The organism is Streptomyces sp. NPDC017225, from assembly GCF_044331465.1.
GTDB lineage: Bacteria > Actinomycetota > Actinomycetes > Streptomycetales > Streptomycetaceae > Streptomyces.
Window position 1 is genome coordinate 128,069 of sequence record NZ_JBIRNE010000015.1, and the last position, 18,374, is coordinate 146,442.

General features: G+C 67.8%; 17 protein-coding genes. 9 read left to right on the forward strand and 8 right to left on the reverse strand.

The genetic code is table 11. The annotated features are described in order from the left end of the window. The first annotated feature begins 40 nt into the window (after positions 1 to 40). The 3 genes from ACH4NX_RS28445 (at position 41) to ACH4NX_RS28455 (ending at position 2,117) form a co-directional block, all read left to right on the forward strand. The gene (locus ACH4NX_RS28445; protein ID WP_351387675.1) at positions 41 to 523 is read left to right on the forward strand and encodes an NUDIX hydrolase; all 483 of its coding nucleotides are present in this window, start codon (positions 41 to 43) and stop codon (positions 521 to 523) included. 142 nt (positions 524 to 665) lie between these two features. Further along, positions 666 to 1,532 (forward strand): GNAT family N-acetyltransferase, encoded by an 867-nt coding sequence (locus ACH4NX_RS28450; protein WP_351387672.1) that lies wholly within the window; start codon positions 666 to 668, stop codon positions 1,530 to 1,532. Between the two features lie 132 nt (positions 1,533 to 1,664). Beyond that, positions 1,665 to 2,117 (forward strand): GNAT family N-acetyltransferase, encoded by a 453-nt coding sequence (locus ACH4NX_RS28455; RefSeq protein ID WP_351387670.1) that lies wholly within the window; start codon positions 1,665 to 1,667, stop codon positions 2,115 to 2,117. Positions 2,118 to 2,200: 83 nt separating this feature from the next. On the opposite strand, the gene ACH4NX_RS28460 is transcribed toward ACH4NX_RS28455, so the two are convergent. Continuing rightward, the gene (locus tag ACH4NX_RS28460; RefSeq protein WP_398129074.1) at positions 2,201 to 3,586 is read right to left on the reverse strand and encodes a serine hydrolase domain-containing protein; all 1,386 of its coding nucleotides are present in this window, start codon (positions 3,584 to 3,586) and stop codon (positions 2,201 to 2,203) included. 55 nt (positions 3,587 to 3,641) lie between these two features. Further along, complete coding sequence (gene dnaB / locus ACH4NX_RS28465; protein WP_351387665.1) at positions 3,642 to 5,120, reverse strand: replicative DNA helicase; 1,479 nt, start codon at positions 5,118 to 5,120, stop codon at positions 3,642 to 3,644. Positions 5,121 to 5,578: 458 nt separating this feature from the next. Here dnaB and ACH4NX_RS28470 point away from each other — a divergent pair, with 458 nt between their 5' ends. Then, positions 5,579 to 6,916 (forward strand): MATE family efflux transporter, encoded by a 1,338-nt coding sequence (locus ACH4NX_RS28470; protein WP_351387662.1) that lies wholly within the window; start codon positions 5,579 to 5,581, stop codon positions 6,914 to 6,916. A gap of 110 nt (positions 6,917 to 7,026) precedes the next feature. Here the strand turns inward: ACH4NX_RS28470 and rplI are convergent, their stop codons facing one another. The 4 genes from rplI to rpsF form a co-directional block, all read right to left on the reverse strand. Then, entirely contained in the window at positions 7,027 to 7,473 is a 447-nt protein-coding gene (rplI, locus tag ACH4NX_RS28475; RefSeq protein WP_351387660.1) for a 50S ribosomal protein L9, read from the reverse strand. Between the two features lie 18 nt (positions 7,474 to 7,491). Next, a complete protein-coding gene (gene rpsR, locus ACH4NX_RS28480; protein ID WP_003949403.1) occupies positions 7,492 to 7,728 on the reverse strand; it encodes a 30S ribosomal protein S18 in 237 nt (78 codons plus the stop codon). A gap of 42 nt (positions 7,729 to 7,770) precedes the next feature. Then, positions 7,771 to 8,364 carry a single-stranded DNA-binding protein gene (locus ACH4NX_RS28485; protein WP_351387657.1) on the reverse strand — a complete coding sequence of 198 codons (594 nt, stop codon included), beginning with the start codon at positions 8,362 to 8,364 and terminating at the stop codon, positions 7,771 to 7,773. A 77-nt stretch (positions 8,365 to 8,441) separates the two neighbouring features. Further along, the gene (rpsF, locus tag ACH4NX_RS28490; protein WP_077798159.1) at positions 8,442 to 8,732 is read right to left on the reverse strand and encodes a 30S ribosomal protein S6; all 291 of its coding nucleotides are present in this window, start codon (positions 8,730 to 8,732) and stop codon (positions 8,442 to 8,444) included. Between the two features lie 278 nt (positions 8,733 to 9,010). Here rpsF and ACH4NX_RS28495 point away from each other — a divergent pair, with 278 nt between their 5' ends. The 3 genes from ACH4NX_RS28495 (at position 9,011) to ACH4NX_RS28505 (ending at position 11,758) form a co-directional block, all read left to right on the forward strand. Continuing rightward, positions 9,011 to 9,316 carry a hypothetical protein gene (locus ACH4NX_RS28495; protein WP_351387654.1) on the forward strand — a complete coding sequence of 102 codons (306 nt, stop codon included), beginning with the start codon at positions 9,011 to 9,013 and terminating at the stop codon, positions 9,314 to 9,316. A gap of 158 nt (positions 9,317 to 9,474) precedes the next feature. After that, positions 9,475 to 10,596, forward strand: a complete 1,122-nt coding sequence (femX, locus tag ACH4NX_RS28500; protein ID WP_351387652.1) for a peptidoglycan bridge formation glycyltransferase FemX — start codon at positions 9,475 to 9,477, stop codon at positions 10,594 to 10,596. Between the two features lie 130 nt (positions 10,597 to 10,726). Further along, a complete protein-coding gene (locus ACH4NX_RS28505) occupies positions 10,727 to 11,758 on the forward strand; it encodes an alanine racemase (RefSeq protein ID WP_398129073.1) in 1,032 nt (343 codons plus the stop codon). Positions 11,759 to 11,817: 59 nt separating this feature from the next. Here the strand turns inward: ACH4NX_RS28505 and ACH4NX_RS28510 are convergent, their stop codons facing one another. Together ACH4NX_RS28510 and ACH4NX_RS28515 are read right to left on the reverse strand one after the other, a co-directional pair. Then, complete coding sequence (locus tag ACH4NX_RS28510) at positions 11,818 to 13,314, reverse strand: glycosyltransferase family 87 protein (protein ID WP_398129072.1); 1,497 nt, start codon at positions 13,312 to 13,314, stop codon at positions 11,818 to 11,820. Between the two features lie 130 nt (positions 13,315 to 13,444). Then, entirely contained in the window at positions 13,445 to 15,850 is a 2,406-nt protein-coding gene (locus ACH4NX_RS28515; RefSeq protein WP_351387645.1) for a transglycosylase domain-containing protein, read from the reverse strand. A gap of 643 nt (positions 15,851 to 16,493) precedes the next feature. Between ACH4NX_RS28515 and ACH4NX_RS28520 the strand changes: the two genes are divergently transcribed. Both ACH4NX_RS28520 and ACH4NX_RS28525 read left to right on the forward strand, forming a co-directional pair. Next, positions 16,494 to 17,171, forward strand: a complete 678-nt coding sequence (locus ACH4NX_RS28520; protein ID WP_351387643.1) for a helix-turn-helix transcriptional regulator — start codon at positions 16,494 to 16,496, stop codon at positions 17,169 to 17,171. Between the two features lie 44 nt (positions 17,172 to 17,215). Further along, positions 17,216 to 18,298, forward strand: a complete 1,083-nt coding sequence (locus tag ACH4NX_RS28525) for an inositol-3-phosphate synthase (protein ID WP_345593821.1) — start codon at positions 17,216 to 17,218, stop codon at positions 18,296 to 18,298. Positions 18,299 to 18,374 lie beyond the last annotated feature (76 nt).

Genomic DNA, 18,374 nt, shown 5'->3' on the forward strand with positions numbered 1-18,374 from the left:
GCGATGTTTCACGTGGAACCAACCGGGCCACATTTTCCCCATGACCGTCCGACCCGTGGTCAAGCGCACCGCCCGCGCCGTCCTCCTGGACGGCGACCACCTCATCCTGATCAAGCGCACCAAGCCCGGCGTCGACCCGTACTGGGTCACTCCCGGAGGAGGAGTGGAACCGGGCGACAACACCGTCGTGGACGCCCTCCACCGCGAGGTGTACGAGGAACTCGGAGCCAAGATCTCTGACGTGGTCCCGTGTTTCGTGGACACCGTGGAGCACATCGGCGAGGACGAGGGCGCGACCGGCGTGAAGGTGCAGCACTTCTTCGTCTGTCACCTGGAGTCCATGGATCCGGCCCTGCGCCACGGCCCCGAGGTCGACGAGCCCGCGGGTGAGTACGAGATCGTCCGGGTGCCGTTCACCCGGGTCGGGATTGCCTCCGTCCACCTCGTCCCGCTGTCACTGCGGCACTATCTGGACGGCAACATCGAAGGTGTGCGTGCCATGCACGCCCCCGACCTCGGCTGACACCGGCGGCAGAGGCTACCGACCGGTACGGCGTCCGGCGGACGACGGGCTACTGTGCGATCGGCCACAACATGGCCAAAGCTCGCGTGTTCCACCGGAAAGTGGTGGACGCGGACGGCCGTTGTCGGACAGCCTGACCTGCGTGCCGACACCTTCCCTCGCCTCTCTGCCGATCCGACGTCTGACGCTCCGCGATCTCAGCGCCTGCGCCGACCTGTCCGAGGACCGGGGGTGGCCGCGCGAGGAGCACAAGTGGGGATTCCTCCTCACAGCAGGGAAGGGATATGGCATCGACGACCCGGGGGGCGGTCTCGTCAGCGCCTGCACCGTCACCGAGTACGGGCCGCCCGAACGTCCCTCCCTCGCCGCCATCGGCATGGTCCTGGTCGCCGAGCGGCATGCCCGCCAGGGCGTCGGACGTCGGCTGATGCGTCACGTCGTCTCCGCGCTGGGACCCATCCCCCTGACTCTGCACGCGACTCCGTATGGCCGGCCGCTCTACGAGGAGCTCGGCTTCAAGGCCACCGGCAGGGCGGAGATGGTACGCGGGCGTTTCACTTCGGGCGGCCCCGAGCCCCGGGTCGCCACGCGCGCGGCCACGGCCGAGGACCTCACCGCGATCCTCCGGCTCGACGAGGAGGTGTTCGGCGCCGACCGCACCCACATCATCACGCGGCTGCCGGCCTTCTCCGACCAGCTGCGCGTCGCCGAGGAGCACGGCCGACTCATCGGGTACGCCGCGGCCTGGCCCAATATGGACACTCACGTCGTGGGCCCTCTGATCGCCCGCGACACCGATACGGCCAAGGCACTCATCGGCTCCCTCGCCGCCCGCACCGACCGCCCGCTGCGCACGGACATCGACGTACGGCACGAGGAGTTGCTGTCCTGGGCCAAGGCACACGGCCTCGCCTTCATCGCGCCCAACGTGGTCATGACGTACGGGATCGCCGAGCTGCCCGGAGACTGGAACCGGCGGTTCGCACCGCTGACGGTGGCGGCGGGCTGACCTGGCGGCCGACTGCCTCTCCTGACCCAACGACGCCGGGGTGGACCTCAAGCTCTTGACCGAGGCGTTCCCCTCCCATGACGCCGCCCTAACGCCGTGTTCCCGCCTGCCGCCTCTGCGTAGGGTGCGGTCATGGGAGATCTTGAAATACGCGCCACCACCGAGGACGACATCCCAGCGGTCGTCGCGATGCTCGCCGACGACCCCCTGGGCGCCCAACGGGAGTCACCGGACGACCTGAACCCCTACCTGGCCGCGTTCGAACGGCTCCGCGCCGATCCGAACCAGCACCTCGTCGTCGCTGTCCGCGACGACCGCGTCGTCGGCACCCTTCAGCTGACGATCGTCCCCGGTCTGTCCCGGCGCGGCGCCACCCGGTCGATCATCGAAGGTGTCCGCGTCCACACCGCCGAACGCGGCAGCGGACTGGGGACCCAGCTCATCGAGTGGGCGGTCGACGAGTCCCGTCGGCAGGGATGCCACCTGGTACAGCTCACCTCCGACAAGACCCGTACGGACGCCCACCGCTTCTACGAGCGCCTCGGGTTCTCCGCCTCACACACGGGCTTCAAGCTCCAGCTCTGAGCGAACGCTCCGCCTGCGCGTCCCTCCGCGTGTCCTGTTTCACGTGAAACAGGACACCGCACCCACGATTGCGGTCGAGATTCCTAACCGATCCCTCGCCACCCCGCCGGGTCCACTCCTCCCGGCACAGGGGCCCCCTCGTCGTACGGCTGACGCGTGAACACGAACGACCCGAGGTCCAGGTGGCTCACGGATCCGTCCGGGCGACGGACGGCTCGCAGGGACTCCCCGGCGTAGTAGCCCTCGAGCCCCATCCACGTACCGTCGTCGGTTGCCTGGAAGCGTGAACGGCGGCCGTAGCCCGACAGCGGCTCCAGCGAGACTCCCCCACCGGGCGCCAGCCGCAGGGCGAAGACCTGTGTCCCCCAGTACCACTGCCCGGCCAACTCCAGCACAGCCCTGTCGACATCCGGCAGAGGACGCCACGGTTCGGGGATCCGGGGCTCCGCCTCTGCGACGATGCGCACGAGATCGGCACCGACCCCGGCCGGCAGCGGCCCGGACGTGCAGTTGGTCAGTACCACCGCGGCAACGTCGTCCTCCACGCTGATGGTGAGGTTCGCCTGGAACCCCGGCAGGGAGCCGGAGTGCCCCACGAGCAGCCGCCCGTCCCAACGCTGGATCTGCAGACCGAAGCCGTACGCGGCGCCGTCCACGACATCCGCGGCCCCAGGCGGCGCCGCGGGCTCCCGCATCTCCCGCACGGTCTCCGCGCTCAGCACCCTGTCGTCCCCCTTCGTCAGGAAGGCGGCGAACCGTGCCAGGTCCGCGGTGGTGGACCAGAGCTGCCCGGCGGGGGCCATCCGCCCGAGGTCTTCGGCGGGCTCGGCCAGCATCACATCGGCCCACGGATGTACCGCCCAGCCACCGGCGTGAGGCGTCAGCGGACGCCCGGTCGTACGGTCCAGACCCAGCGGCTCCAGCACCTCCCGCCGCAGGACCTCCTCCCACGGAGCACCCCGCAACTCCTCGACCAGCGCGCCGAGCAGGGTATAGCCGGGGTTCGAGTAGTGGTGCCGACGGCCCGCCGGGTGCAGGAGCGGCTGCTTGCCCAGCACATCGGCGAGTTCGGGCCGCAGAGAACCCGGCGTGCGCTCCCACCACGGCCCGGGTGACTCTGCGGCCAGCCCGCCCGAGTGCGCCAGCAGTTCGGCGATCGTGGCCTCGCCCGCTCCGGTACCCGGCAGGTGTTTCTCCAGCGGATCCCCGAGGTCGAGCACCCCCTCGTCACGCAGCCGCAGAACGAGAACAGCGGTGAACGTCTTGGTGATCGAGCCGATCCGGTACTGCACGTTCTCGTCCGGGCCGTGTCCCTCGACCGAGGTCCGGGCTCCGTGCCACACGGCGCGCCCGTCCCGGACGACAGCGGCGACGAGCGACGGGGTGCGCCCTTCGGTCTGTGCCACGGCGATCCGGTGCAGCAGCGCCCGGCGGGTGGCGGGCAGCAATTCTTCCTGTTGTGTCGTCATATCCCCACTCCATCGGCCCGGGCCCCCCGAGTCGAGCCGATTTCCCGCGCGGGGGTCAGGTCTGCGCCATGTCCACGAAACGCGAGTAGTGGCCCTGGAAGGCGACGGTGATCGTCGCCGTCGGACCGTTACGGTGCTTGGCCACGATCAGGTCGGCCTCGCCGGCGCGCGGGGACTCCTTCTCGTAGGCGTCCTCGCGGTGCAGCAGGATGACCATGTCGGCGTCCTGCTCGATCGAACCGGACTCACGCAGGTCGGAGACCATCGGCTTCTTGTCGGTGCGCTGCTCGGGGCCGCGGTTCAGCTGAGAGAGCGCGATGACCGGCAGTTCCAGCTCCTTGGCGAGGAGCTTGAGGTTACGGGACATGTCCGACACCTCCTGCTGACGGCTCTCCGCGCGCTTGGAACCGCCGGACTGCATCAGCTGCAGGTAGTCGATGATGACCAGCTTGAGGTCGTTGCGCTGCTTGAGACGACGGCACTTGGCGCGGATCTCCATCATCGACAGGTTCGGCGAGTCGTCGATGTACAGCGGAGCCGCCGAGACATCCGGCATCCGGCGGGCCAGACGGGTCCAGTCGTCGTCCGTCATCGTGCCGGACCGCATGTGGTGCAACGCGACGCGGGCCTCGGCGGACAGCAGACGCATCGCGATCTCGTTGCGCCCCATCTCGAGCGAGAAGATCACGCTCGGCAGGTTGTTCTTGATCGAAGCGGCCCGAGCGAAGTCCAGAGCGAGGGTCGACTTACCCATGGCGGGACGCGCCGCGATGACGATCATCTGTCCGGGGTGCAGGCCGTTGGTCAGCGAGTCGAAGTCCGTGAACCCCGTCGGCACACCGGTCATCTCGCCGCTGCGGGACCCGATCGCCTCGATCTCGTCGAGTGCGCCCTCCATGATGTCGCCGAGCGGCAGGTAGTCCTCGCTGGTGCGCTGCTCGGTGACGGCGTAGATCTCGGCCTGGGCACGGTTGACGATCTCGTCGACGTCGTCGTCGGCCGCGTATCCCATCTGTGTGATCCGGGTGCCGGCCTCCACCAGGCGGCGCAGGACGGCACGCTCGTGCACGATCTCCGCGTAGTACGCGGCGTTCGCTGCCGTAGGCACGGTCTGGACGAGAGTGTGCAGATACGAGGCCCCGCCGACCTTGTTGATCTCACCGCGCTTGGTGAGCTCGGCGGCGATCGTGATGGGGTCGGCCGGCTCGCCCTTGGCGTAGATGTCGAGGATGGCCTGGTAGACCGTCTCGTGGGCCGGCTTGTAGAAGTCGTGGCCCTTGAGGATCTCGACGACGTCGGCGATGGCGTCCTTGGACAGAAGCATGCCGCCGAGGACGGACTGCTCGGCATCCAGGTCCTGCGGTGGCACCCGCTCGAACGACGGTCCGCCGCCGTCCCACGCGGCGTGGTCCGGACCGCGCTCGTGTTGATCGTCGCGGCTGCGGCCTCCGTCACCGCGGCGGCGGGAAGCAGGCAGACGATCACTGGGACCGCTGTCGGCCCACGGGTCGTCCAAGGGCTCGGAAATGCTCACCGAGCCACCTCCTCACGTCCGCCGAGCGGACCTCGCCGTGCCCTCATTTCTACGGCACGGCACTGACAAATAGGACGCCCAACTCCGGTTCTGACGCGTCGGTTTTGTGTTGGTTCACAAGCCGGCGGACGGAGCATGCGCCGGACCACCGTAGGCCTGCCGGCACCGTCAGCCAATCTGGTTATCCACAGGCCATGTGGACGACTGGCCAGATGCTGTGGAGAACTCGTCCAAACCTGTGCACGACTCGGTGGACAGCCCTGTGAACAAGCCCTCGACCTCACCTGGAAACCCATCCTGAGCTGCACCTTTGCCATCCACCCCCTGTGCAGGAGAAAAACTTTCCCACTTGGATCAAGATCGCTTCTCACCGTGCTCGGAAGCACACGCGGCGAGACGGCACGTAAGGGTCAGGAAAGCTTTGCATCTCTTACCTGTGGACGATTAGATTGGTGCTCATGACACAGGCCCCCGCGCGCTCCCGTACCGCACGGCGCCGGCATGACCGAGAGATCGTCGCGCTCGCCGTTCCGGCCTTCGGCGCGCTCGTCGCCGAGCCCCTCTTCGTCATGGCCGACAGCGCGATCGTCGGCCATCTCGGCACCGCGCAGCTCGCCGGACTCGGCATCGCCTCGGCGCTGCTCACCACAGCCGTCAGCGTCTTCGTCTTCCTCGCCTACGCCACCACGGCGGCCGTCTCTCGGCGCGTCGGTGCGGGCGACCTGCCATCCGCGATCCGCCAGGGCATGGACGGAATCTGGCTGGCGTTGCTGCTGGGCGCCGCCGTCATCGCCGTCGTACTTCCCACGGCGCCATCCCTGGTGGCACTTTTCGGCGCCTCGGACACCGCGGCCCCGTACGCCGTCACGTATCTGCGGATCTCCGCCCTCGGCATCCCCGCCATGCTCGTCGTGCTGGCCTCGACCGGTGTCCTGCGAGGACTGCAGAACACCCGCACCCCCCTCTACGTCGCCATCGCCGGCTTCGTCGCCAACGCCGTCCTCAACGTCGTACTCGTCTACGGCGCCGGCCTCGGCATCGCGGGGTCCGCCTGGGGCACCGTCATCGCCCAGTGCGGTATGGCCGCGGTGTACCTGTGGGTGGTGGTCCGCGGGGCACACCGGCACGGCGCCTCGCTGCGTCCCGACATCGCCGGTATCCGGGCGTCTGCCCAGGCCGGGGTGCCGCTGCTGGTACGTACCCTCTCGCTGCGTGCGATTCTGATGATCGCAACGGCCGTGGCGGCCCGCCTCGGTGACGCCGACATCGCGGCCCATCAGATCATCCTGTCGCTGTGGAGTCTGCTCGCCTTCGCCCTCGATGCCATCGCCATCGCGGGGCAGGCCATCATCGGCCGCTATCTCGGAGCCGGCGACGCCCAGGGAGCCCGGGACGCCTGCCGCAGGATGGTGGAGTGGGGCGTCGCGGTCGGGGTCGTACTCGGTCTGCTTGTGGTGCTGTCACGTCCGGCGTTCCTGCCCCTGTTCACCGGCGACTCCGCGGTGAAGGACACCGCCCTCCCCGCCCTTGTGATCGTGGCCGTCTCGCAGCCGATCTGCGGAGTGGTCTACGTCCTGGACGGCGTGCTCATGGGTGCGGGCGACGGCCCGTATCTCGCCTGGGCGATGCTGCTCACCCTGGCGGTCTACACCCCCGTGGCGCTTCTCGTTCCGACGTTCGGCGGTGGGCTCACCGCGCTGTGGGCGGCCATGACGCTGATGATGGCCATGCGCCTGGTGACCTTGTGGCTGCGCACGCGATCGAGTCGCTGGATCGTCACGGGCGCGACGCGCTGACCGTTTCACGTGAAACACGATGTTTCACGTGAAACCCGCCCACGAAGATGGGGCCGCATCCCCCCACTGGGAGATGCGGCCCCATCTCATCGCTTCAGCGAGAGCAGAGCTCAGGCTGCGACGACCTCGATGCTGACCTTGGCGGCCACCTCGGGGTGCAGACGCACAGACGTCTCGTGGGCGCCCAGCGTCTTGATGGGCGAGCCCAGCTCGATGCGACGCTTGTCGACCTCGGGACCACCAGCGGCCTTGATCGCCGAGGCGACGTCGGCCGGGGTGACGGAGCCGAAGAGACGGCCGGCCTCGCCGGAGCGAACGGCCAGACGGACCTTCACGCCCTCGAGCTGGCCCTTCACCTGGTTGGCCTGCTCGATGGTCTGGATCTCGTGGATCTTGCGAGCACGACGGATCTGCTCGACGTCCTTCTCGCCACCCTTGGTCCAGCGGATAGCGAACTTCCGCGGGATCAGGTAGTTGCGAGCGTAACCGTCCTTGACGTCGACGACGTCGCCCGCGGCACCGAGGCCGGAGACCTCGTGGGTGAGGATGATCTTCATGTTTCGGTCACCCTTCCCTTATCGCGCGGTGGAGGTGTAGGGCAGCAGTGCCATCTCACGGCTGTTCTTCACGGCCGTGGCGACGTCACGCTGGTGCTGAGTGCAGTTGCCGGTCACGCGGCGGGCACGGATCTTGCCACGGTCGGAAATGAACTTCCGCAGCATGTTCGTGTCCTTGTAGTCCACGTACGTGACCTTGTCCTTGCAGAATGCGCAGACCTTCTTCTTCGGCTTGCGCACAGGCGGCTTAGCCATGATGTTTCTCCTGTGTGATCAAGAAGTGTGAGTAGAGCCCGCCTAGAAGGGGGGCTCGTCCGAGTAGCCGCCACCGCCGCCGGAGCCACCGCCCCAGCCGCTGCCACCCTGGCCGCCACCGCCCTGCTGGCCACCGGCGGGAGCGCCGGTCGCCCAGGGGTCGTCGGCCGGAGCGCCGCCGCCCTGCTGGCCACCGCCGGGGCCGCCGCCCCAGCCGCTGCCACCCTGGCCGCCGCCACCGCCACCGCCGTAACCGCCCTGGCCACCGCGGCCCGAGGTCTTGGTGACCTTGGCCGTGGCGCTGCGCAGGCTGGCGCCGACCTCGTCGACGTCCAGCTCGTAGACCGTGCGCTTGACGCCCTCACGGTCCTCGTAGGACCGCTGCTTCAGCCGGCCCTGCACGATGACGCGCATGCCTCGCTGGAGCGACTCGGCGACGTTCTCCGCCGCCTGACGCCAGACCGAGCAGGTGAGGAAGAGGCTTTCGCCGTCCTTCCACTCGTTCGTCTGACGGTCGAAGGTGCGGGGGGTCGACGCGACACGGAACTTCGCGACGGCCGCACCGGACGGGGTGAAGCGCAGCTCGGGGTCGTCGACAAGATTGCCGATGACCGTGATGACGGTCTCGCCTGCCATGGGGGAACCTCTCGGCGGGTTTGCTGCTGGCTGCTTGTGCTGCTACTCGAATCCCGGGATCGGCTGAGCGGAAGGGCTCAGTGCATCTCGGGACGGAGGACCTTGGTCCGGAGGACCGACTCGTTCAGGTTCATCTGCCGGTCGAGCTCCTTGACGACCGCAGGCTCGGCCTGCAGGTCGATGACCGAGTAGATGCCCTCGGGCTTCTTCTTGATCTCGTACGAGAGACGACGACGGCCCCAGGTGTCGACCTTCTCGACCTTTCCGCCGCCGTCACGGACGACAGAGAGGAAGTTCTCGATCAGCGGGGAGACAGCACGCTCCTCGAGATCGGGGTCGAGGATGACCATCACCTCGTAGTGACGCATGTGGAACCCACCTCCTTTGGACTCAGCGGCCACGGTCGTTCCGTGGCAGGAGGGTTGCGATGCGTTGGCACCGGTATCAACGAGTAAACCAGGACCCACTGACAATCGGGCCTCCTCCGAGGAGGTGGCCCGGCCCGTGGCCGGCAGGAGACACCAGTGCAGAAGATACAGAGTACCCGGCCACCGGCCTGCGGTTGAAATCCGGCTGCGAGGGGACACAATCGGTACTCAGCGGATGTGAAGGGCGAAGACGCCCTGCCTTTGGCAGGAGGTTCCCCATGGCACAGATCATGCGACCCGCCAAGCCCCGGACCGGGCTGCTGGCCACCGACGGCAAACCCCACCCCCTCCAGGACACGCTGCTCGCCGTGACCCTGGTGCTCGCGGTCCTCGCCCTCGCCACCGCGAGCTTCCGAGGGCTCCACATCGTGACCTCCTGGGCCGGGCTGCTCGGGGTCCTGACCGGCGGATACGGCCAGCTCATCTCGGCGACGACGCGTGAGCGCTTCGGCCTGGTGCTGGGCCTCGGAGCCTCGGCGTTCGGTCTGTACTTCGGCATCTACCACGGCGGCTTCTTCGGCTGAGACCAGGAGCCGGGCCCCCGCCACCCGCCCACCGGCCAGCCCTTCCGCCCGCCTTACACCCGTACGCCGGACGGGGCGCTCACAGGGCGCAGTAGGCTTCGCGCGAGAGCCGGAGCCCCTGTACCCATGGGGACACACCAGCCCGAGGAGCGCCCCGAATGAGCCTGACCCTGAGGACCATCAGTCGCGAGCAGCATCTGGCCTACATCCAGAGCCTGCCGGCGGCGAGTCACATGCAGGTCCCGGCATGGGCAGACGTGAAGGCGGAATGGCGTTCGGAGAACCTCGGCTGGTTCGACGACCGGACCGGTGAGCTGGTCGGCGCGGGCCTGGTCCTGTACCGGCAGCTGCCCAAGATCAAGCGCTACCTCGCCTACCTCCCCGAGGGCCCGGTCATCAACTGGTTCGCGCCGAACCTGCAGGACTGGATGGAGCCCATGCTGGCGCACCTCAAGCAGCAGGGCGCCTTCTCGGTGAAGATGGGCCCGCCGGTGATCATCCGCCGCTGGGACGCCACGTCCATCAAGAAGGGCATCCAGGACCCCGACGTCAAGCGTCTGCGCGACATAGAGGCCGACCACATCGAGCCGCGCGCCTTCGAGGTGGCCGACAAGCTGCGCCGCATGGGCTGGCAGCAGGGCGAGGACGGCGGCGCCGGCTTCGGTGACGTGCAGCCCCGCTACGTCTTCCAGGTGCCGCTGGCCAACCGCTCCCTGGAAGAGGTCCACAAGAACTTCAACCAGCTGTGGCGCCGCAACATCAAGAAGGCCGAGAAGGCCGGCGTCGAGGTGGTCCAGGGCGGCTACTACGACCTCGAGGAGTGGCAGCGCCTGTACGAGATCACGGCCGTGCGCGACCGCTTCCGGCCGCGCCCGCTGTCGTACTTCCAGCGCATGTGGGCGGCCCTCAACAACGAGGACCCCAACCGCATGCGGCTGTACTTCGCCCGGCACAACGGGGTGAACCTGTCGGCGGCGACCATGCTGGTCGTCGGCGGGCACGTCTGGTACTCCTACGGCGCCTCCGACAACATCGGCCGTGAGGTCCGGCCCTCGAACGCGATGCAGTGGGCCATGCTGCGCGACTCCTACGCCCTGGGCGCCACCGTCTACGACCTGCGCGGCATCTCCGACTCCCTGGACGAGAGCGACCACCTCTTCGGCCTGATCCAGTTCAAGGTCGGCACGGGCGGGCAGGCGGCCGAGTACCTCGGCGAGTGGGACTTCCCCCTGAACAAGCTGCTCCACAAGGCACTCGACATCTACATGTCGCGTCGCTGATCCCCCTGCCCGACGCTCCCGGCTCCAGTAGCGTCGGTGACAGCGTCCACAGCTCCACCCACGCTTCCCCTCGATACACCGCAGCACATCGCAGCACATCGCAGCCACGAGAAAGGTCCCAGGTCCGGCCATGGCGCTCACGCTCTACGTCGACACCGCGCGCTGGCGGGCGCACCACAAGCACGTGCAGGAGCAGTTCCCCGGGCTGGTCCCGGTCTGCAAGGGCAACGGTTACGGTTTCGGGCACGAGCGGCTGGCGGAGGAGGCCACGCGCATGGGCTCGGACGTACTGGCCGTCGGCACGACGTACGAGGCCGCCCGGATCAAGGACTTCTTCGGTGGTGACCTGCTGGTCCTGACGCCGTACCGGCGTGGCGAGGAGCCCGTTCCGCTGCCCGACCGGGTCGTGCGCTCGGTGTCGTCCATCGACGGCGTGTACGGCCTCGTGGGCGCGCGCGTGGTCATCGAGGTGATGTCCTCGATGAAGCGGCACGGCATCAGCGAGCAGGACCTGCCGCAGCTTCACGCCGCCATAGAGAACGTCCGGCTGGAGGGCTTCGCCATCCACCTGCCGCTGGACCGTACCGACGGCTCGGACGCCGTCGAGGAGGTCATCGGCTGGATGGACCGGCTGCGCGCGGCCCGGCTGCCGCTGCACACGATGTTCGTCAGCCACCTCAAGGCGGACGAGCTGGCCCGGCTCCAGCAGCAGTTCCCGCAGACCCGGTTCCGCGCCCGGATCGGAACCCGGCTGTGGCTGGGGGACCACGAGGCCACGGAGTACCGCGGTGCGGTCCTGGACGTCACGCGCGTCGTCAAGGGCGAGCGTTTCGGCTACCGGCAGCAGAGGGCTGCCTCGGACGGCTTCCTGGTGGTCGTGGCTGGCGGTACGTCGCACGGGGTGGGCCTGGAGGCCCCGAAGGCGCTGCACGGCGTCATGCCGCGCGCCAAGGGTGTCGCCCGGGCCGGCCTCGCCACGGTCAACCGCAATCTCGCGCCTTTCGTCTGGGGTGGCAAGCAGCGCTGGTTCGCGGAGCCGCCGCACATGCAGGTGTCGATCCTGTTCGTGCCCTCGGACGCGCCGGAGCCGCAGGTCGGTGACGAGCTGGTGGCCCACCTGCGGCACACCACCACGCAGTTCGACCGGATCCTCGACCGCTAGCTCGACCGCTGAAAAAGGCCGTACACGGTCCTCCGTGTACGGCCTTTCCGTGCGTTCGCTCAGAGTGAACGACCTGTCTGTCTCCCGCCCCATCTCACCCGTGGCCCCTCGAAGTGGGCTGCGGGCTGCTCGGTATGAGCTGCGGGCCCCAGGGCGAAGACGTCCTCCGCACCGTCGAGCACACCACCCGACGGGTCGTCGTCCCCCTTCCTCCGGACCGGGTCCCGGTCCGGCATCAGGATGTCCCGCACGACCATGACGCACAGGAAGAGCGTTCCCAGCAGGTGCACGCCGATGGCCCAGTGGTAGCCGTCCGTCGGCAAGCCCTTGTGGGCGTCGCCGCTGGTCGTGTAGGCGAGGTACATCCAGATGCCCAGGAAGTAGGCCACCTCGCACGCCTGCCAGATCAGGAAGTCGCGCCACTTCGGCCGCGCCAGCGCGGCCAGCGGGATCAGCCACAGCACGTACTGCGGTGAGTAGACCTTGTTGGTGAGGATGAAGGCCGCGACGATCAGGAAGGCGAGCTGGGCGAACCGGGGACGCCGCGGGGCGGTCAGCGTGAGCGCCGCGACGGCGCCACAACACAGCAGCATCAGGAGCGTGGCGAGCGTGTTGACCGTCTCCGTGCTTGGCGGGTTGTCGGTGTTCTGGACCAGGATCAGCCAGAAGGAGCCGAAGTCGACGCCGCGTTCCTGGCTGAACGTGTAGAACTTCGACCATCCGTCGAAGGCGAAGAGCATCACCGGCAGGTTCACCACGAGCCAGGCGACGACCGCGCCCCCCAGTGCCTTTCCGAACTCCCGCCATTTACCCGCCCGCCAGCACAGCATGAGCAACGGGCCGAGGATCAGGAAGGGGTAGAGCTTCGCGGCCGTGGCCAGCCCCAGGAGAACACCGAAGGCCAGCGAACGCCCTCGCGACCACATCAGGATCGCGGCGGAGGTGAGAGCGACCGCCAGCAGGTCCCAGTTGACGGTCGCGGTCAGCGCGAAGGCGGGCGCGAGGGCGACCAGCAGGCCGTCCCAGGGGCGCCGGGTGTGCGTACGGGTCACGCAGACTGCGATGACGGCCGCGCACACCATGAGCAGCCCGGCGTTGACCATCCAGTACCACTGCTCCTGGTGCTGGATGGTGCCGCTGCCCGGTGTGAGCCAGGAGGCGACCTCCATGAAGACACCGGTCAGCACCGGGTATTCGAGGTACTCCATGTCGCCGGGGAGCTTGTCGAAGTACGGCACGAGCCCGTCGACGAACCCACGCCCCTGGTAGAGATGCGGGATGTCCGAGTAGCACGCGTGCGTGTACTGGGAGCTGGCACCGAAGAACCAGGCACCGTTGTAACAGGGCGCCTTCTGGACCAGTCCGAGGGCGAACATGCCGATCGCCACGAGTGCGATCACCCGCACGGGCGTCCACCAGGACGTCCCGAGCAGGGCACGCCGGCCGAGAGGACCGCCGATCAGCTCGCTGCCGGCCGCGGCGACCGTGTCCTCCCTGGTCGGCCGCACCGGGTCCGGCTCGTGCACGCTCGCTGGCGTCGATTCTGCACTGGGCATGGGGCACATCCTGCCGTACGCACCTGGGAATACACCGGGGCCGCCGCACCCTCGTGGATGCGGCGGCCCCGGTTTCACGTGAAACTTACGGGCGTTTCACGTGAAACGCCCATGCCGGTCGTTCCGACGGCTAGCCGTTCTGGCCCCAGATCGTGTTTCCCTGGCTGTTGCCGTTGCCATTGCCGTTGCCATTGCCGTCGCCGTCTCCCTCCGTCTCACTGCTCGACGGGGACGGTGACCCACTTCCCTCCGAGCCGCCCGCGTCATTGCCGCCGTTGTCATTACCGCCGTCGTTCCCGTCGTCGCAGTTCCATTCCCACATACCGCACGACGGACTCGGTGCGGTCGGCGAGGGACTGGTCTCCGACTTGCTGGGCGACGGGCTCGGCGACGGACTCGCCTCCTCCGTCTCGGAGGTGGAAGGCGAGGGCGAGGGGGAGGGACTGGGCGGCGGTGTGTCGTTGACGACCTCGCCGATGGGCTCCGGCTTCGGGAACTTCTCCGCCTTCGTGCCCTTCAGCGCGTCCTCCATGTAGTCCTTCCAGATCTCGGACGGGAACGACGCACCATGGATCTTCTTCTGGCCGCCCGTTCCGTACATCTCCAGGAAGGTCCGCTCCTTGACGGACTCGTCGTCCGGATAGCGGAACATGCTGATCGCGGTCGACAGCTGCGGGGTGTAGCCGACGAACCAGGCGGACTTGTTGCCGTCCGTGGTACCGGTCTTGCCCGCCACCTCGCGGCCGGGCAGCTGGGCAGCGCTACCCGTACCCTCCTCGACGACGGTTTTCAGAATGTCCGTGACGTTGTCCGCGACCTGAGCCGTGAACACCCGCTCGGACTTGACCGTGTGCGTGTAGATCGTGCCGCTCTTGTTCGTCACCTTGGTCACGGAGTAGGGCTCGCTCTGCTTGCCACTGGCCGCGAAGGTGGCGTACGCGTCCGCCATACGGATGGCACTCGGGGACGAGACGCCGATGGAGAACGACGGGTAGCCGGCGCCCGCCAGGCTGCCCTCGAGGAGGCCCGCGTCGATGGCGGCCTCCTTCACCTTGTCCAGACCGACGTCCATGCCGAGCTGCACGAAGGCGGAGTTCGACGACTGCCGCATCGCCTCACGGATGTCGATCTTGTAGTCCGGCGGGTCGCCGAGCGACTCCTTGCCGTCATTCTCCTGCAGCCACTGCTCGCCCTTCTCGTTCTTCCAGATCGTCCCGTCGTATTCCTTGATCTTGAGGTCGTTCTTGCCGCTGTAGAGGCTCTTCGGGGAGACGACCGTGCGCTCGTCCTGGGACTGCTCCGGACCGAGGTCGGGATCGCGCACGCCCCAGTTCATCGCCGCGGCGAGTACGAACGGCTTGAACGTCGAACCGACCTGGGCACCGGTCACGTCGGCGTTGTTGGTGAAGTGCTTGGTAGCGTCCTCGCCGCCGTACACGGCCTTGATGGCACCGGTCTCGGGATCCACCGACGCCCCGCCGAACTGGACGTGCGTGTCCTTGTCGGGACGCTTCTTGGGGTCGATGTTCTCCTTGTAGACCTTCTGCACCGCAGCCTCAAGGTCATCGACCTTCTTCTTCTCGAAGGTCGTGTAGATCGAGTAGCCGCCCCTCTCCAGCTGCTGCTCCGAGACCACGTCGTTTCTGACGATGGACGACTTGGCCAGCCTGACGAGGTAACCGATCTGACCGCCCAGCTGTGCGTTCGACTCCGGGTTCTTCACAGTGGGGAGTTCAGTGTGCTTGGCCCGCTCCTCCTGGCTCAAGTGGCCGTACTCCACCATCTTGTCCAGGGTGTCCTGCATCTGCCGCTGGGCGCGCTCGCTGTTGGCCTCCGGAGTCGCGGCCGGGTCGATCGAGGTCGAGCCCGCCGGGTCGAAGTACGTGGCGCCCTTGAGCATCGCCGACAGGAAAGCGCACTGTCCCGCGTTCAGGTCGACTGCATCCACGTTGAAGTACGCCCGCGCGGCGGCCTGGATCCCGTAGGCGCCGCGACCGTAGTACGCGGAGTTCAGATAGCCCTCGAGGATCTTGTCCTTCGGTTCCTCGGCACCGACCTTCATCGAGACGAAGATCTCCTTGACCTTGCGGGAGATCGTCTGCGACTGGTCGTTGAGCATCGCGTTCTTCACGTACTGCTGGGTGATGGTGGAGCCACCCTGCGTGTCACCGCCCTTGGCCATGTTGAACACGGCGCGAGCGATGCCCTTGGGGTCGATGCCGCTGTCGGAGTAGAAGGTCTTGTTCTCCTGGGAGATGACGGCGTTGCGCATCTCCTTGGGAATCTGTGCGAGGTCGACGCTCTGCCGGTTGCGCTCACCACCCGTGGCGACCATCTGGCTGCCGTCGGCCCAGTAGTAGACGTTGTTCTGCGCCGTGGCGGTCTCGTCGACGACGGGTACGCCGACCATGGCGTAGGCGATGCCCGCCGCGGTCACCATGGTGCCGAAGAACGCGATACACAGGCCGGAGACGAGTTTCCAGGAGGGCACCCAGCGGTGCCACCCGTCCTTGTCACGGCGCGGGTAATCGATCACCCGCTTCTTGCCGGACGCGACCGCGCGGCCCCGTCCGGCCCCTCCCGGGCCGCCGGGACCCTGCTCGGCCGCTCTGCGGCGGCCGCCTCCGCTGCGCTGTGCCGCGCGCCGGGCTTCGGCACGACTCCCGTACGGACGCTCCTCGTCCTCCGGACCGTACGAGCCGGACGGAGACCCTGTGGCGCCTCGCGGTGCCGCACGGCGGCCGGAGGACGAGCCGGACTGGCCGCGTCGGGCCGCGGCACGTCCGCCTCCCTGCGGCTGCGGCGGTTTGCGACGGTGCTCGCTCATCGAACGACTACTCCTCGGGCAGGCGCACCTTTGCGCGCCTGGTAAAGGCGGCTGGTTTCCGGTCCCCCCGAAGTACGGATGCGGCCCCTTCCGCATTCACCCGTACCGCACCAGGGACAGGGACGTCCCCAGGCGTCACTCGGTTCCCGGTGGTCTGCATGGCGCACAGACTACGCACCGTCAAAACCCCCGAGACTCGAAGTTCACCTCAAATCAGGCAACTTGCTCTCGATGAAACCCGGATGTGATCCCGTTCACCAAGCCGCCTCTTGTCGCACGCGGAAGCTCGATCTATCGTTCTGATGTATCGAGTCGATACATCAACGCGGCATAAGGGCGAGAGGAGGCGACGATGAGCCGGCGTTCCGGCATCCTCGAGTTCGCTGTACTCGGCCTGCTCCGCGAATCCCCGATGCACGGCTATGAGCTGCGCAAACGGCTCAACACGTCACTGGGTGTGTTCCGGGCGTTCAGCTACGGGACGCTCTACCCCTGCCTCAAGACGCTGGTCGCCAACGGCTGGTTGATCGAGGAACCGGGGAACGTCGGCGAGGCGGCCGCTTCCCTCACGGGACGTCGCGCCAAGATCGTCTACCGGTTGACGACCGACGGTAAGGAACACTTCGAGCAGCTCCTCTCGCAGACGGGTCCGGACGCCTACGAGGACGAGACCTTCGCCGCTCGCTTCGCGTTCTTCGGACAGACGTCGCGGGACGTACGCATGCGCGTACTGGAAGGCCGGCGCAGCCGGCTGGAGGAGCGCCTGGAGAAGATGCGGGCCTCCCTCGCTCGCACCCGGGAACGGCTCGACGACTACACGCTTGAGCTCCAGCGCCACGGAATGGAGTCCGTGGAGCGTGAAGTGCGCTGGCTGAACGAGCTCATCGAGAGCGAGCGGGCGGGGCGGGACCTGCGGGGTTCCGCCGCCGAGGGGACCGCTCAACAGGACACGACATCTGGAACGACGGGCGGCCTGCCCCGGCCGGGGGACGACCCCCGGCCGGATACGCCCGGCGACACCGCCACGTGAGTGCCCAGTCAGGGCCTCACTCGTACACACAGGGAGCAACCGGAATGGGTTCGGTTCGCGTAGCCATCGTCGGTGTGGGCAACTGCGCCGCATCGCTGGTACAGGGCGTCGAGTACTACAAGGACGCCGACCCGGCGGCCAAGGTCCCCGGCCTGATGCACGTCCAGTTCGGCGACTACCACGTCAGTGACATCGAGTTCGTCGCCGCCTTCGACGTGGACGCCAAGAAGGTGGGCCTCGACCTCGCGGACGCCATCGGCGCCTCCGAGAACAACACCATCAAGATCTGCGACGTGCCGAACAGCGGCGTCCAGGTCCAGCGCGGCCACACGCTCGACGGTCTCGGCAAGTACTACCGCGAGACCATCGAGGAGTCCGACGAGGCCCCGGTCGACATCGTCCAGGCCCTCAAGGACAAGCAGGTCGACGTCCTCGTCTGCTACCTGCCGGTCGGCTCCGACGACGCGGCGAAGTACTACGCCCAGTGCGCCATCGACGCCAAGGTCGCCTTCGTCAACGCTCTCCCGGTCTTCATCGCCGGCACCAAGGAGTGGGCGGACAAGTTCACCGAGGCGGGCGTCCCGATCGTCGGTGACGACATCAAGTCGCAGGTCGGCGCCACCATCACGCACCGCGTCATGGCGAAGCTGTTCGAGGACCGGGGCGTCGTCCTGGACCGCACGATGCAGCTGAACGTCGGCGGCAACATGGACTTCAAGAACATGCTCGAGCGCGAGCGCCTGGAGTCCAAGAAGATCTCCAAGACGCAGGCCGTCACCTCCCAGATCCCCGACCGGGACCTGGGCGCGGACAACGTCCACATCGGCCCGTCCGACTACGTGGCCTGGCTGGACGACCGCAAGTGGGCCTACGTCCGCCTGGAGGGCCGCGCGTTCGGTGACGTCCCGCTGAACCTGGAGTACAAGCTCGAGGTCTGGGACTCCCCGAACTCGGCCGGTGTCATCATCGACGCCCTGCGCGCCGCGAAGATCGCCAAGGACCGCGGCATCGGCGGCCCGATCCTGTCGGCGTCGAGCTACTTCATGAAGTCCCCGCCGGTCCAGTACTTCGACGACGAGGCCCGTCAGAACGTCGAGAAGTTCATCGCCGGCGAGGTCGAGCGCTGACAACCCCGGACTCCGGTCCGCCGAGGGTCCCTGGGTCGCGTGACCCGGGGACCCTTCCCGTATGTGAGGCTGTGCC

Excerpts from the sequence above, each read along its gene's own strand:
- ACH4NX_RS28485 (WP_351387657.1), bottom strand. The coding sequence starts at position 8,364 with ATGGCAGGCGAGACCGTCATCACGGTCATCGGCAATCTTGTCGACGAC.
- rpsR (WP_003949403.1), bottom strand. The coding sequence starts at position 7,728 with ATGGCTAAGCCGCCTGTGCGCAAGCCGAAGAAGAAGGTCTGCGCATTC.
- ACH4NX_RS28460 (WP_398129074.1), bottom strand. The coding sequence starts at position 3,586 with ATGACGACACAACAGGAAGAATTGCTGCCCGCCACCCGCCGGGCGCTG.
- ACH4NX_RS28510 (WP_398129072.1), bottom strand. The coding sequence starts at position 13,314 with ATGCCCAGTGCAGAATCGACGCCAGCGAGCGTGCACGAGCCGGACCCG.
- ACH4NX_RS28520 (WP_351387643.1), top strand. The coding sequence starts at position 16,494 with ATGAGCCGGCGTTCCGGCATCCTCGAGTTCGCTGTACTCGGCCTGCTC.
- ACH4NX_RS28525 (WP_345593821.1), top strand. The coding sequence starts at position 17,216 with ATGGGTTCGGTTCGCGTAGCCATCGTCGGTGTGGGCAACTGCGCCGCA.
- ACH4NX_RS28505 (WP_398129073.1), top strand. The coding sequence starts at position 10,727 with ATGGCGCTCACGCTCTACGTCGACACCGCGCGCTGGCGGGCGCACCAC.
- ACH4NX_RS28470 (WP_351387662.1), top strand. The coding sequence starts at position 5,579 with ATGACACAGGCCCCCGCGCGCTCCCGTACCGCACGGCGCCGGCATGAC.
- ACH4NX_RS28445 (WP_351387675.1), top strand. The coding sequence starts at position 41 with ATGACCGTCCGACCCGTGGTCAAGCGCACCGCCCGCGCCGTCCTCCTG.
- ACH4NX_RS28495 (WP_351387654.1), top strand. The coding sequence starts at position 9,011 with ATGGCACAGATCATGCGACCCGCCAAGCCCCGGACCGGGCTGCTGGCC.
- femX (WP_351387652.1), top strand. The coding sequence starts at position 9,475 with ATGAGCCTGACCCTGAGGACCATCAGTCGCGAGCAGCATCTGGCCTAC.
- rplI (WP_351387660.1), bottom strand. The coding sequence starts at position 7,473 with ATGAAGATCATCCTCACCCACGAGGTCTCCGGCCTCGGTGCCGCGGGC.
- rpsF (WP_077798159.1), bottom strand. The coding sequence starts at position 8,732 with ATGCGTCACTACGAGGTGATGGTCATCCTCGACCCCGATCTCGAGGAG.
- ACH4NX_RS28455 (WP_351387670.1), top strand. The coding sequence starts at position 1,665 with ATGGGAGATCTTGAAATACGCGCCACCACCGAGGACGACATCCCAGCG.